The following is a 13339-nucleotide window of genomic DNA, read 5'->3' as shown; positions in this document are numbered from 1 at the left end:
GGAAAGTCCGGAGAGACATCATGAAACCCGCTCTTCACACCGTGACCTCGGCGCCCGCGCTGCCGGCCTATGTCGCAAGCGCCAACGAATGCGCGCTGTTCGAGCACGCCTGGCGGCATCAGCTTCCGGTGCTGCTGAAGGGACCGACCGGCTGCGGCAAGACGCGCTTCGTCGCGCACATGGCGGCGCGGCTCGGATTGCCGCTGCACACCGTCGCCTGCCATGACGATCTCACCGCCGCAGATCTCACCGGTCGGTATCTGTTGAGGGGCGGCGACACCGTGTGGACTGACGGTCCGCTGACCCGCGCGGTGCGCGAGGGCGGCATCTGCTATCTCGACGAGGTCGTGGAAGCGCGCAAGGACGTTACCGTCGTGCTGCATCCGCTCACCGACGACCGCCGTATCCTGCCGCTGGAGCGCACCGGCGAGGAGATCGCGGCGCCCAACAGCTTCATGCTCGTCGTCTCCTACAATCCCGGATACCAGACGCTGCTGAAGGCGTTGAAGCCGTCGACGCGGCAGCGCTTCATTGCCATCGAATTCGGCTTCCTGCCGCCCGAGCAGGAGATTGCCGTCGTGTCCGCCGAAAGCGGACTGTCGCCGGAGCGCGTGCGGCCGCTTGTCGGGCTGGCTGGTCGGCTGCGCGCGCTTAGGGGCCACGACCTGGAGGAGGGCGTCTCGACCCGGCTCGTTGTCTATTGCGCGACGCTGATTGCCGCAGGCACGCCGACTGCTGATGCGGTGCTCGCCGGCATGATCGAGCCGCTCACCGACGATGCCGACGTCAAGGCGGCGCTGCTCGACGTCGCGCGCGCCGTGATCGGGTGAGGCCACCGCCATGCTCGATTTCCTCGAACTGGAGGAGACGGTCGGCCGCGCCTGGCACAGAATGGTTGGCGGCACCGCGAGCTATCCGGTTCACGAGGATCAGGCTGTCACGCTGACGGAGATGAAAAGCCGGCTCGCGGTGATGTTCCGCGCGCTCGGCGGCGAGACCGGCGTGCAGATCGCGAGCGCAGGGGCCCGAAAGTCCGCTCACCGGCTCGGCTGGCGACAGCGCATCGGCCTCGGCGACGAGCGCCTCGAGCAGCCGGGCCGCGACGCTGCGACCATCTTCCTTCCCGACCGCATCGCGATCTTTTCCGATCGTGCGCTGAATGCATCGCTCTATCGCTGGCTTGCGGCATGGTTCGCGGCTGCGCCGGTCGAAGCGATCGCGGAGGCGGATCCGCTCAGGCGCGATCTCTTAATGCTGCGTCGCGCCAGCGAGACGGCGGTCTGGGTGCTCACGCAATTCCCGGGGCTTGTCGCCGATTACGCGCAGCTCACTGTGGCCACCGCCGAGGCCCGGCCTCAGCGCCCTCTGCCGCGCGTCGAGCGGGAGGTGGAACAGATCGTCCTGGCCTTGCTCGGAACCGGAAAGGCGCCCGCAGGCCAGCTGTGGCCAGCGATGATGGGGACGGGCCCGCTCCCGGACAAGGCGCCGCCGGGCTATCATTCGATCCTGCCGTGCCCACTCTGGGGCGATTGCTGGACCCGCGAGCTCTCGCCCGCGCATGCCGGCGAGGACGAGTGCGCGCCGGGCGCGGCACCTGCGCCGTCGGACGATCGCAGACGGTTTGCGGTGCGCGAGCGCGAGGACGGTGCCAATCGTCGCGATCCCTTCGTGCTCAATCGATTCGAAAAGATCCTCGCCATGGCCGAGATGGTCAATGTCGATCGTCCTGCCGATGACAGCGAGGACGAGGATGCGCAGAAGGCGGCCGACGATCTCGAGGAGATCACGCTCAGCCGCCGCAGCGGCAAGCCCGCGAGCCGGCTCAAATTCGATCTCGACCTGCCGCCGGAAGCCCTCGATACGTCGCGCCTGAACGCGGACCTGAGCTATCCCGAATGGGACTATCGCAGCGGCTCCTATCTGCCGGATCATTGCCGTGTGCTTGCGGCTGCGGCGTCCGAACAAGGTGAGAGCTGGACGGCGGATGACATCATGCGCCGCCACATCCGCCAGGTGCGTCGCCGCTTCGAAGTCTTGCGTCCGCGTCACGAATTGATGCGCGCCCAGGCCAACGGCCACGACCTCGATCTCGACGCGCTCGTGCGCGCGCGCTGCGACCTTCGCGCCGGCAGCAGCAGTGGTCTCGATCGCATCCATGTCGCAATGCGCCCGCAGGGGCACGATCTCGCTGTCACGCTGCTCGTCGACGTCTCGCTCTCCACCGACGCCTGGGTCGACGGTCATCGCGTGCTCGATGTCGAAAAGGAGGCGCTGCTTGTGCTTGCGCACGGGCTATCGGCTTGCGGCGACCACCACAGCATCCTGACCTTCACCTCGCGCCGGCGCTCATGGGTGCGGCTCGAGACAGTCAAGGCCTTCGGCGAGCCGATGAGCGGGGCGGTGGAGCGCCGCATCGGCGCGCTCAAGCCCGGCTATTACACGCGGATCGGCGCCGCGGTGCGCCACGCCGCGGCCGAACTCGCGCGCCAGCCGCAGCGCAAGAAGCTGCTGCTCGTCCTTACCGACGGCAAGCCGAACGACGTCGATCACTACGAAGGCCGGCTCGCGGTCGAGGACACCCGGAAATCCGTGCAGGAGGCGCGCCGGCTCGGCATCGCCGCATTCGGCGTGACCGTGGACGCGACCGCGCAATCCTATTTCCCGACCCTGTTCGGCCGCGGCGGCTACGCCATCGTCGGCAACATCAAGCGTTTGCCGGCGGCGCTGCCGGCGATCTACCGGCAGGTGGCGCATTGAGGTACAGGAAGTGCCCCCGAGGGCTTGCTCCGGCTGAGCTATTGCTCATACGATGGGTATATGATCGAATGGCCGGATGGACCTGGACCGGCCAAAACCCGATCTGATCATCTTCGACTGCGACGGCGTGCTCGTCGACAGTGAGCTGTTGAGCTGCCGCTGCCTGTCCGAAGTGCTGGCCGAATTCGGCTTCGCGCTCAGTGAGGGGCAGGCGCTCGAGCTCTTTCTCGGGCGCAGCACCAAGGCGATCGAGCAGCATTATCGCGATCTCGGGCAAATCGTGCCGGACGGCTTCCTGCCGCGCTTGAAGTCGCGCGTGCTCGAGACATTTGCCGCTTCGCTGGAACCGATCCCCGGGGTGGGGGCGGTGGTGTCGGACTTGACGGTGCCGTTCTGCGTGGCCTCGTCGAGCGATATCGACCGCGTATCGCTCTCGCTCGAGGTCACCGGCCTCAAGCCGCTATTCGACGGCCGCATCTACACGGCGCAGATGGTCAGGCACGGCAAGCCGGCGCCCGACCTTTTCCTCCACGCGGCCGAGAAGATGCGCATACCGCCCGCGCGCACACTCGTGATCGAGGACAGCGTCAGCGGCGTGCAGGCCGGCAAGGCGGCCGGCATGACCGTCTGGGGATTTGTCGGTGGAGGCCATTACAGCAGCCGGGACGGGCACGCTATATTGTCGGGCGCCGGGGCCGATCGGGTCTTCGGGCGCATGAGCGATTTCTGGAAGGGGGCGTAAGGCCCGCATGGCCGCCGAGAACGAGAAATCAAGGCTCGACGACGCCGCGCGCGCGGGCTGGCTCTATTTCATTGCCGGTCATACCCAGGACGAGATCGCAAAGATGCTCCAGGTCTCGCGCGCGTCGGCGCAGCGGCTGGTTTCGCTGTGCCTCGCCGAGCGGCTGATCACCTTTCGACTCGAGCATCCCATCGCCGCCTGCATGGAACTGGCGGCGCGGCTGAAGCAGCGCTTTGATCTCGTTCATTGCGAGGTGGTGCCTGCCGACCCTGCCGCGCCGCAGGCCACCGCGGGCATTGCCGAGCGTTGCGCCAACCTGCTCGATTCCACGCTGCGCTCGGAGACGCCGGTCATCGTCGCGCTCGGTACGGGCCGCGCGGTACGCGCCGCGGTCGAGCGCGTCACGCCGATCGATCGGCCCAACCACCAGATCGTCTCGCTGGTCGGCAACATCTCCGCCGATGGCTCGGCGAGCTTCTACGACACCGTCGGCCGGCTCGCCGACCGCACCGGCGCGCGGCACTATCCGATGCCCTTGCCGTTCCTGATGTCGTCGGAGGACGAGCGCAACAAGATGGTCCGCATCGAGCCGATCGCCAAGGTGAAGGCGGTCGCGGCCAAGGCGGACCTTCGCCTCGTCGGCATCGGCCAGATGGACCAGAAGGCACAGGTGCATGTCGATGGCTTCGTCACGCGCGACGAACTGTTCGAGATGATGCGGTTAGGTGCCATCGGCGAGATCACCGGCTGGGCCTATGATTCCAGGGGCCGCCTGCTCAAATCCGGCACCAACAAGCGCCTCACCAGCATCCCGCCGGAAGTCCCGGCCAACACCACGACGATCGGCGCCGCAGTCGGCGCCGCCAAGGTGCCGGCGATCGCGGCGGCATTGAACGGACGGTTGATCAATGGCCTGATCACGGACGAGGCGACGGCAAGGGCGATCTTGGAGCGGTAGGGCGAGGTCGCTCCTCCCGCGTCAGCGAAGTGGGCGCTCTCTCCGCCCACACCACTGTCATCGTCCGCGCAGGCGGACGATCCAGTACGCCGCGGCCCCGCTTTGGGCAAACCAATGGACGACACGGAGTACTGGATGCCCCGCCTTCGCGGGGCATGACAGCTGTGAGTGAAGCGACACCTCGCACCCCCTCCCGCACCGCAGCACTCATAAGTTGCCTGAATGCTCGCGCGCCTGCTTGACAACCGTCTTCCTTGAGCTGAACATACGCCCAACGCGTGGGCATATGCTCAAAACGCGATTCTAGGGAGGTCACCGTGAAACACGTCCTGGGCGCCGTCTGCGGCGCGTCTTGCCTGCTGTTGGCCATCCCCGCGATGGCCGAAACGACCCTGACCATCGCCACCGTCAACAATGGCGACATGATCCGCATGCAGGGGCTGACGGGTGAGTTCACCAAGAAGAACCCCGATATCACCGTGAAATGGGTGACGCTGGAGGAGAACGTGCTGCGCCAGCGCGTCACCACCGACATCGCCACCAAGGGCGGCCAATTCGACGTGCTGACCATTGGCACCTATGAGGTGCCGATCTGGGCCAAGAAGGGCTGGCTGGTGCCGCTTGCCAATCTCGGCGCCGATTACGACGTCGCCGACCTCTTGCCGAAGATCAAGGATGCGGTCTCCGTCGACGGCAAGCTCTACGCCGCGCCGTTCTATGGCGAGAGCTCGATGGTGATGTACCGCACCGATTTGTTCGAGAAGGCCGGCCTGAAGATGCCGGAGAAACCGACCTGGGATTTCGTCATCGACGCCGCCAAGAAGCTCACCGACAAGAGCGCCGGCGTCTACGGCATTTGCCTGCGCGGCAAGGCCGGCTGGGGCGAGAACATGGCGTTCCTCTCGGCCATGGCCAATTCCTACGGCGCGCGCTGGTTCGACGAGAAGTGGGAGCCGCAGTTCAATACGCCGGAATGGAAGGCGACGCTGACCACCTACGTCAATCTCATGAAGGAAGCCGGTCCTCCCGGCGCGAGCTCCAACGGCTTCAACGAGAATCTGGCGCTGTTCAACGCCGGCAAGTGCGCGATGTGGATCGACGCTACGGTCGCCGCGTCCTTCGTCACCAACCCGAAGGATTCCAAGGTCGCCGACAAGGTCGGCTTCGCGCTCGCACCCAACACCGGGCTCGGCAAGAACGCCAACTGGCTGTGGGCCTGGAATCTCGCGATCCCCGCCGGCTCCAAGAAGACGGAAGCGGCCGAGAAGTTCATCGCCTGGGCCACGAGCAAGGACTACACCAAGCTCGTCGCGTCGAAGGAGGGCTGGGCCAACGTGCCGCCGGGTACGCGGACCTCGCTCTACCAGAACCAGGACTATCTGAAGGTCGCTCCCTTCGCCAAGCTGACGCTGGCCTCGATCGATGCCGCCGATCCGAACAAGCCGACGGTGAAGCCGGTGCCTTACGTCGGCGTACAATACGCCGCGATCCCCGAATTCCAGGGCATCGGCACGCAGGTGGGCCAGCAGTTCTCGGCTGCCCTTGCGGGATCAATGACGGTCGATGCCGCGCTGACCGCGGCGCAATCCTCCACCGAGCGCGAGATGAAACGCGCCGGCTACATCAAGTGAACCCGAGCTCTCCCTCCTGAGCTCAAACTGGCGGCCATCCGCCGTACGGATGGATGGCCGCCTTCTTCCCCGAAAGGAGAAGCCAGGGATGGCAACCCGGCAGACGCAGTTTCTTGCGCGTTCGCTCCTGACGCCGGCCGTCGGGCTGCTGTTCATCTGGATGATCGTCCCGCTCGCGCTGACGATCTATTTCGCGACGCTGCATTACAGCCTGCTCGATCCCGGCTCGGAATCGTTCGTAGGTCTGGAAAACTTTCGCTACTTCCTCACCGATCCGGCCTTCCTTGCCTCGCTCCAGAACACCCTGGTGCTGGTCGGCTCCGTGCTGGCGCTGACCATCCTGCTCGGCATTCCCCTGGCACTGCTGATGGACCAGCCCGTGATCGGGCGCAATTTCGTCCGGCTGATGGTGATTGCGCCGTTCTTCGTGATGCCGACGGTGAGCGCGCTGGTCTGGAAGAACCTGTTGATGCACCCGGTGTCGGGATTGTTCGCCTGGCTCGCTTCGCTCTTCGGCCTGACACCGATCGACTGGTTCAACGATATGCCGCTGTTTGCGGTGATCCTGATCGTGACGTGGCAATGGCTGCCGTTCGCGATGCTGATCCTGCTTACTGCACTGCAATCACTCGATGAGGAGCAGAAGGAGGCCGCCGAGATGGATGGCGCCAGCGCCGTCTCGACCTTCATCTACATCACCCTGCCGCACCTCGCGCGCCCCATCACGGTGGTGATCCTGATCGAGACCATCTTCCTGCTCACCGTGTTCGCCGAGATCTTTGTCACCACTGGCGGCGGGCCGGGCTTGCAGACCACCAACATCGCCTTCCTGATTTATTCGCAGGCGCTGATCCAGTTCGACGTCGGCAGCGCCTCCGCGGGCGGCCTCGTTGCGGTGGTGATCGCCAATGTCGTCGCCTTCTTCCTGGTCCGCATCGTTGGCCGCAACCTGGAGGCCTGACATGGCACGGATGGCGACGACGCGGCGGGTGGCGATATCGACGGCAGCGGCCTGGCTGTTCGGATTTCTGATCTTCTTCCCGATCCTGTGGATGGTGCTGGCGAGCTTCAAGACCGAGCTCGAGGCCTTCGCCGTCCCGCCATCCTTCCTGTTCTTCCATTGGACCACGGAAAACTACGCGACGGTGCAGGAGCGCAGCGACTATTTCCACCACGCGATGAACTCGATCATCATCGCCGGCGGCTCGACGCTGATTGCGCTCCTGATCGCCATTCCCGCGGCCTGGTCGATGGCGTTCTCGCCGACCAAGCGCACCAAGGACATCCTGCTCTGGATGCTCTCGACCAAGATGATGCCGCCGGTCGGTGTGTTGGTGCCGATCTACCTGATCTACAAGTTCTTCGGCCTGCTCGATTCCCGCATCGGCCTCGTCTTCATCCTGTGCCTCGGCAATTTGCCGATCGTGATCTGGATGCTGTTCACCTATTTCAAGGAGATCCCGCGCGATATCCTGGAGGCCGCGCGCATGGACGGCGCAACAATAGGCCGCGAGCTCGTCTACGTGCTGACGCCGATGGCGATCCCGGGGCTCGCCTCGACTTTGCTGCTCAACCTGATCCTGGCCTGGAACGAGGCGTTCTGGACGCTCAACCTGTCGACCTCGAACGCCGCGCCGCTCACCACGTTCATCGCTTCCTATTCGAGCCCGGAAGGGCTGTTCTGGGCAAAGCTGTCGGCGGCCTCGACGCTGGCGATCGCGCCCATTCTCGTCCTCGGTTGGTTCAGCCAGAAGCAGCTCGTGCGCGGGCTCACTTTCGGCGCGGTGAAGTAGAGGGGCTGCCGGATCATGGGTCAGATCACACTTCAGGACGTGCAGAAATCCTTCGGCCCCGTGCACATCATCAAAGGCGCCGATTTGGACATCGCCGACGGCTCCTTCGTGGTGTTCGTCGGTCCCTCCGGCTGCGGCAAGACCACGCTGCTGCGGCTGATCGCCGGGCTCGAGGACGTCTCCGGCGGTAAGATCCTGATCGACGGCAAGAACGTCGTCGACACGCCGCCGGCCAAGCGCGGGCTGTCGATGGTGTTCCAGTCCTACGCGCTCTATCCGCATATGAGCGTGCGCGGCAATATCGGCTTCGGCCTGAAGATGGCCGGCCTTGCCAAGGACGAGATCAACCGCAAGGTGGAGGCGGCGGCCGCGACGCTGAATCTCACGCCGTATCTCGATCGCAAGCCGCGCGAACTCTCCGGCGGCCAGCGCCAGCGCGTCGCGATCGGGCGGGCCATCGTGCGCGAGCCCAAGGCGTTCCTGTTCGACGAGCCGCTCTCCAACCTCGATGCGGCGCTGCGCGTGCAGATGCGCATCGAGGTGACGCGGCTGCAGAAGCAGCTCGGCACCACCGCGATCTACGTCACCCACGACCAGGTCGAGGCCATGACCATGGCCGACAAGATCGTCGTGCTCAACGGCGGCAAGATCGAGCAATATGGCTCGCCACTGGATCTCTACGAGCGGCCGGCCAATCTCTTCGTCGCCGGCTTCATCGGCTCGCCCAAGATGAATTTCGTCACCGGTGAGCCGGCCTTGCAGAAGGGGGCCGTGACGATCGGTGTGCGGCCGGAGCACCTCAAGATCGAGCGCGACGGTGCCGGCGGCTGGCAGGGCACGATCGCGGTGGCCGAGCATCTCGGTAGCGACACTTTTCTTTATGTCGATGCCGGCCCGCTCGGCATGCTGACGGCGCGCTACATCGGCGAATTGAGCCTGCACGCCGGCGATCGCGTGTCGCTGGTGCCGGACCCTGCGCGCATCCATCGCTTCGACCAGGGCGGCAACGCGCTTCGAGGCTGAGAAGAAACGGCAAAAAAACGGAAGATCACCATGTACCTGGAAAAATTCAAGCTGAACGGCAAGACCGCGTTCATCACCGGTGGCGGGCAGGGCATTGGGCTCGCCTGCGCCGAAGCGCTGGCCGAGGCCGGCGCTAGGGTCGTCATCGGCGATCGCGACAGCAAGGTCGCCGACAGCGCAAAGGCCAGCCTCAAGGCTAAGGGCTACGACATCGAGACCGCGATCATGGACGTCACCGATACCAAGCGTGTGGCGGAGGTCGCAAACGACCTCGTCGCCCGCCACGGCAAGGTCGACATCCTCGTCAACAATGCCGGCATCGCGCGCAGCGAGACCCCGGCGGAGACCGTGACCGACGAGCACTGGCTCAACGTCATCGACGTCAATCTCAACGGCACCTTCTGGTGCTGCCGCGAGTTCGGCAAGCATATGCTGAAGGCCAAGAGCGGTGCCATCGTCAATGTCGGCTCGATGTCCGGCTTCATCGTCAACAAGCCGCAGGAGCAATGCTTCTACAACGCCTCCAAGGCCGGTGTGCACCATCTCACCAAGTCGCTCGCCGCCGAATGGGGCGCGCGCGGCATCCGGGTCAACGCGGTGGCGCCGACCTATATCGAGACGCCGCTGAACGCCTTCGTGAAGAGCAACCCGAAAATGTACGACGCCTGGATCGGTGGAACCCCGATGGCCCGGATGGGGCAGGTCGAAGAGATCGCCTCCGTCGTGCTGTTCCTCTCGTCCGAGGCCGCAAGCCTGATGACCGGCAGCATCGTGCTGGTAGATGGCGGCTACACTTGCTGGTAGGCTTGCGTCAAGACTGACGAAGCGACCGGGAGCGACAATGCCGCGAGCGTATATCGGCGTTGATGTAGGGACCACGAGCACGCGGGCAGGGGTGTTTGACGAGGCGGGCACGCTGCTCGCGATGGCGCGGCACCCGATCCGGATCTGGCACGAGGCCGGCGATATCGTCGAGCAGTCGTCCCAGGACATCTGGGACGCCTGCGCGATATCGGTACGCGCAGCGGTGACGGAAGCTGGTATCACGCCCAACAGCGTCGGCGGTATCGGTTTTGATGCCACCTGTTCGCTGGTCGTCCTCGATAGGCAAGGCGAGGCACTCACGGTCAGCGGCTCCGGCGACAAGCAGCGCAACGTCATCGTCTGGATGGACCATCGCGCCACCGCTGAGGCGCGGCTAATCAACGAGACCGAGGATGCCGTGCTGCGCTATGTCGGCGGTTCGATCTCGCCCGAGATGGAGATGCCTAAGCTGCTGTGGCTGAAGCGGCATCTTCGCGCGAGTTTCGACGCTGCTGGTCACTTCTTCGATCTGGCGGATTACCTGACCTGGCGCGCGACCGGCTCGCTCCAGCGCTCGACTTGCACCGTCACCTGCAAGTGGAACTACCTCGCGCATGACGGCGGCTGGAGCGCGCCGTTCTTCAAGCGCATCGGGCTGTCGGATTTCGTGGCCGAGACATATGCCCGCATCGGCACCGAGATCGTTGCCCCCGGCACGCGGCTCGGTGCAGGTCTCACCCCGACTGCTGCGGCTGATCTCGGCCTGTCGCCGGGCATACCGGTCGGCGCGTCGCTGATCGATGCGCATGCCGGCGGCATCGGCGCAATCGGCGGCCGCGACGGCTCGGGCGGGGCGACCGACGCGTGCGATCGCCTCGCCTACATCATGGGGACTTCGGCCTGTATCATGGCGACCACCAAGGAACCGTGCTTCGTGCCCGGCGTGTGGGGGCCTTATTACTCCGGCATGGTGCCGGACTTCTGGCTCAACGAGGGCGGCCAGTCGGCCGCGGGCGCGGCGATCGATCACCTCCTCAAATCGCATCCGGGGTTTGGTAAGGCCAGCGCGGCTGCGCGCAACGAGGGCCTCGACCTCATCGACTTCCTCGAGCGCCGCATCATCGCGCGCGCAGGCGATGCCAGCCGCGCCGCGCTGCTCGCCCGCGACGTCCATGTGCTGCCCGAATTCATCGGCAACCGCTCGCCCTACGCCGACCCTGATACGCGCGCCGTGATCGCCGGCCTCGATCTCGACACCGATATCGCTTCGATGGAGCGGCTGTTCGTCGCCGGTCTCTGCGGGCTCGCCTATGGGCTGGCCGAGGTGATCGAGGCCTTTGCCGCGCACGGCGTGCGCTCCAGCATCATGATCATGGGCGGCGGCGCCAGCCGCAGCCCGCTAGTGCGGCAGATCATGGCCGATACGACCGGCCTCACGGTTGCGCTGCCGCAGACGAAAGAGCCGGTGCTGCTGGGCGCCGCGATGCTCGGCGCGGTGGCCGGCGGCGCCTATGTCTCGATCGGCGAGACCATGGCAAAGATGTCGGCGCTGGGACGCAAGAGCGAGCCGACCGCGCCCGACATGGCGGCGTTTCACGCCCGCAAGCGCGAGGTCTACAAGCTGCTGCGCGAGGTCGATCGCGGCAGCCGCACGGCGATGCGCGACATCGCGAGAGGTTGAAACGGATGCTGATTGCCTGCGGCGATGCGCTGATCGATTTCGTGCCGACGCAAAATGCCGACGGCCGCGAGGCAGTGATGCCGGCGGTCGGCGGCTCCTGTCTCAACGTCGCAATCGGCATGGCCCGGCTGGGCGCACCGACCGGCTTCGTCGGCGGCGTCTCGACCGATCTGTTCGGGCGGATGATTGCCGATCATGCCGCGGCCTCGCATGTGGAGCTCAGCTTCGCCACCCGCAGCGATCACCAGACCACGCTCGCTTTCGTCCGCATCGTCGCGGGCGAGTCACATTATGCGTTCTATGATGCCGGGACTGCAACGCGGAACTGGAGCTATCGGCGCGGATCGATTCCGTTCGATAAGGTCGAAGCCCTTCATGTCGGTTCGACCACGCTGGTCAACGACCAGGGCGCGGCCGAGACGAAGGCCCTGATCGCGGACGCGCGGGCGTCGTCGACCATCTCCTTCGATCCGAACTGCCGCCCCAATCTGGTCAAGGACAAGCCAGCCTATCTCGCGCGCATGGCCGGCTTCGCTGCCAGCGCCGATCTCATCAAGATGTCGGACGTTGACTTTGCCTATCTCTTCGGGGACGAGCCATATCAACAACGCGCGAGCGCGCTGCTGGGGCAGGGTACGAGCCTCGTCGTCATCACCCGCGGCAACGACGGCGCGGTCGCTTGGCACGCGGGCGCAGGGCAGATTGAGGTCGCCGCGCCAAAGATCGAGGTGGCCGACACCATCGGGGCCGGCGACAGCTTTCAGGCCGCGCTGCTGTTCGCCTTGCACAAGCAGGGTCGCATTGCCCGGCAAACCCTAAAGGACATCAGGGCCGACGAGCTCCGCCGCGCGCTGTCCTTCGCCGCCAATTGCGCCGGCCTGACCTGCACCCGCCCGGGCGCCGATCCGCCCTGGAGCTTTGAGGTGAGTTGGAGCTTGTAGCGCGGCCTCACATCCGCGCGACGGCCTTCTCGGCACATTTGAGGAAGGTTCCGATCAGCGGACTCTGGGAATCCCGCCGCCAACAGACTGCGATGTCGAGGGAGTCGGTGACGTCACGCAGTCGTCTGAACACGATGCCGCGTGGCGCGCCGAGCTGCGCGCAGGCCGGCAGGATAGCGAGACCTTCGCCGGCCAGAACCAGGCTCATCGCCGAATGCACCGTCTCCACCCGGCTGGCGATCGGCATCACGACTTGGTGCCGACGCAACAGGGGCACGACGGCGGAGGAGGCGGGCCCATGGTCCGGATGCGGGAGCGCGATCAGCGGACGGCCCTGCAGGCGGGCCATTGGCACGGAGCTCAGACGGGCGAGTGGCGAGCGGATCGGCATGGCCAGCATGAAGGGCTGCGCACCGATCCGTGCCACCTGGATCTCAGGATGATTGATTGCCGGCATGCACAGCGCCACCGTGACGCTGCGGTCGAGCACGCGGGCCTCACGCGTCGAGGCGCTGAGCTCGGCGAAGCCGAGGTCGACGCCGGGAACTGCGCGGCGGAGCTCGGGGATGAGCCGCGGCAGCATCGCATTCGCCAACACGAACATGTAGCCCACCGACAGCCGCCCGCGCCGTCCCGAAGCAACCGCGCGCGCGGCTTCGGCCCCGTCGGCCGCAAGGGCGAGCGCTTCGCTGGCGCGCGCCAGCAGCGCCTGACCCGCCTCGGTCAGGTCCATGCCGCGGGTGCCGCGGCGGAACAGCGGCGCGCCGATCTCGGCCTCGAGCTTGCGGATCTGGACCGAGAGCGGCGGCTGCGCCATCCGGAGCCGCTCAGCCGCCTTGCCGATGCTGCGCGCCTCGGCGACGGCGACGAAATAGCGGAGCCGGCGAAGATCCATTGGCATACCGAAAGCGTATGGCTTGACGACAAAAATCGTATTGGACGGCGAGTTAACAAAACTGTCATTCTCGCTGTCAATGTCTTTGGGCCAACGGCGGCCCACGCTTCGGAG

At 65.7% G+C, this 13339-nt stretch carries 12 protein-coding genes; 11 read left to right on the top strand and 1 reads right to left on the bottom strand.

The genetic code is table 11. The annotated features are described in order from the left end of the window. Positions 1-20: 20 nt before the first annotated feature. The 11 genes from ACR9YP_RS31650 (at position 21) to ACR9YP_RS31600 (ending at position 12330) form a co-directional block, all read left to right on the top strand. On the top strand, positions 21-830 hold the full coding sequence (locus tag ACR9YP_RS31650) for a CbbQ/NirQ/NorQ/GpvN family protein (RefSeq protein WP_438109627.1): 810 nt from the start codon (positions 21-23) through the stop codon (positions 828-830). 10 nt (positions 831-840) lie between these two features. After that, complete coding sequence (locus ACR9YP_RS31645; RefSeq protein ID WP_438109626.1) at positions 841-2757, top strand: nitric oxide reductase activation protein NorD; 1917 nt, start codon at positions 841-843, stop codon at positions 2755-2757. 76 nt (positions 2758-2833) lie between these two features. Beyond that, positions 2834-3499, top strand: a complete 666-nt coding sequence (locus ACR9YP_RS31640) for an HAD family hydrolase (RefSeq protein ID WP_474217826.1) — start codon at positions 2834-2836, stop codon at positions 3497-3499. 7 nt (positions 3500-3506) lie between these two features. Continuing rightward, entirely contained in the window at positions 3507-4457 is a 951-nt protein-coding gene (locus ACR9YP_RS31635) for a sugar-binding transcriptional regulator (RefSeq protein WP_370990769.1), read from the top strand. A gap of 317 nt (positions 4458-4774) precedes the next feature. Then, a complete protein-coding gene (locus tag ACR9YP_RS31630; RefSeq protein ID WP_091892386.1) occupies positions 4775-6088 on the top strand; it encodes an ABC transporter substrate-binding protein in 1314 nt (437 codons plus the stop codon). A gap of 88 nt (positions 6089-6176) precedes the next feature. Then, positions 6177-7049 carry a carbohydrate ABC transporter permease gene (locus tag ACR9YP_RS31625; RefSeq protein ID WP_370990770.1) on the top strand — a complete coding sequence of 291 codons (873 nt, stop codon included), beginning with the start codon at positions 6177-6179 and terminating at the stop codon, positions 7047-7049. Between the two features lies 1 nt (position 7050). Then, positions 7051-7881, top strand: coding sequence for a carbohydrate ABC transporter permease (locus ACR9YP_RS31620; RefSeq protein ID WP_128934841.1), 831 nt, complete (start codon positions 7051-7053; stop codon positions 7879-7881). Between the two features lie 15 nt (positions 7882-7896). Continuing rightward, positions 7897-8904: an ABC transporter ATP-binding protein gene (locus ACR9YP_RS31615; protein WP_091892392.1), complete on the top strand. Its 1008-nt coding sequence runs from the start codon at positions 7897-7899 to the stop codon at positions 8902-8904. A gap of 30 nt (positions 8905-8934) precedes the next feature. Beyond that, the gene (locus ACR9YP_RS31610; protein ID WP_438109623.1) at positions 8935-9708 is read left to right on the top strand and encodes an SDR family NAD(P)-dependent oxidoreductase; all 774 of its coding nucleotides are present in this window, start codon (positions 8935-8937) and stop codon (positions 9706-9708) included. Positions 9709-9745: 37 nt separating this feature from the next. Then, the gene (locus ACR9YP_RS31605) at positions 9746-11389 is read left to right on the top strand and encodes an FGGY-family carbohydrate kinase (protein ID WP_474217825.1); all 1644 of its coding nucleotides are present in this window, start codon (positions 9746-9748) and stop codon (positions 11387-11389) included. Positions 11390-11394: 5 nt separating this feature from the next. Next, positions 11395-12330 carry a carbohydrate kinase family protein gene (locus tag ACR9YP_RS31600; RefSeq protein ID WP_474217824.1) on the top strand — a complete coding sequence of 312 codons (936 nt, stop codon included), beginning with the start codon at positions 11395-11397 and terminating at the stop codon, positions 12328-12330. A 7-nt stretch (positions 12331-12337) separates the two neighbouring features. Here the strand turns inward: ACR9YP_RS31600 and ACR9YP_RS31595 are convergent, their stop codons facing one another. Beyond that, entirely contained in the window at positions 12338-13225 is an 888-nt protein-coding gene (locus ACR9YP_RS31595) for a LysR family transcriptional regulator (protein WP_438109621.1), read from the bottom strand. Positions 13226-13339: the final 114 nt, after the last annotated feature.

Source organism: Bradyrhizobium sp. BR14999 (genome assembly GCF_056106085.1).
The sequence above is the reverse complement of the archived record's forward strand: the minus strand, read 5'-3'. Positions and strand labels throughout refer to the sequence as shown.

What these genes read in the sequence shown, in the direction of transcription:
- ACR9YP_RS31650 (WP_438109627.1), top strand. Translation starts at nt 21, where the DNA reads ATGAAACCCGCTCTTCACACCGTGACCTCGGCGCCCGCGCTGCCGGCC.
- ACR9YP_RS31645 (WP_438109626.1), top strand. Translation starts at nt 841, where the DNA reads ATGCTCGATTTCCTCGAACTGGAGGAGACGGTCGGCCGCGCCTGGCAC.
- ACR9YP_RS31640 (WP_474217826.1), top strand. Translation starts at nt 2,834, where the DNA reads ATGGACCTGGACCGGCCAAAACCCGATCTGATCATCTTCGACTGCGAC.
- ACR9YP_RS31635 (WP_370990769.1), top strand. Translation starts at nt 3,507, where the DNA reads ATGGCCGCCGAGAACGAGAAATCAAGGCTCGACGACGCCGCGCGCGCG.
- ACR9YP_RS31625 (WP_370990770.1), top strand. Translation starts at nt 6,177, where the DNA reads ATGGCAACCCGGCAGACGCAGTTTCTTGCGCGTTCGCTCCTGACGCCG.
- ACR9YP_RS31620 (WP_128934841.1), top strand. Translation starts at nt 7,051, where the DNA reads ATGGCACGGATGGCGACGACGCGGCGGGTGGCGATATCGACGGCAGCG.
- ACR9YP_RS31615 (WP_091892392.1), top strand. Translation starts at nt 7,897, where the DNA reads ATGGGTCAGATCACACTTCAGGACGTGCAGAAATCCTTCGGCCCCGTG.
- ACR9YP_RS31610 (WP_438109623.1), top strand. Translation starts at nt 8,935, where the DNA reads ATGTACCTGGAAAAATTCAAGCTGAACGGCAAGACCGCGTTCATCACC.
- ACR9YP_RS31605 (WP_474217825.1), top strand. Translation starts at nt 9,746, where the DNA reads ATGCCGCGAGCGTATATCGGCGTTGATGTAGGGACCACGAGCACGCGG.
- ACR9YP_RS31600 (WP_474217824.1), top strand. Translation starts at nt 11,395, where the DNA reads ATGCTGATTGCCTGCGGCGATGCGCTGATCGATTTCGTGCCGACGCAA.
- ACR9YP_RS31595 (WP_438109621.1), bottom strand. Translation starts at nt 13,225, where the DNA reads ATGGATCTTCGCCGGCTCCGCTATTTCGTCGCCGTCGCCGAGGCGCGC.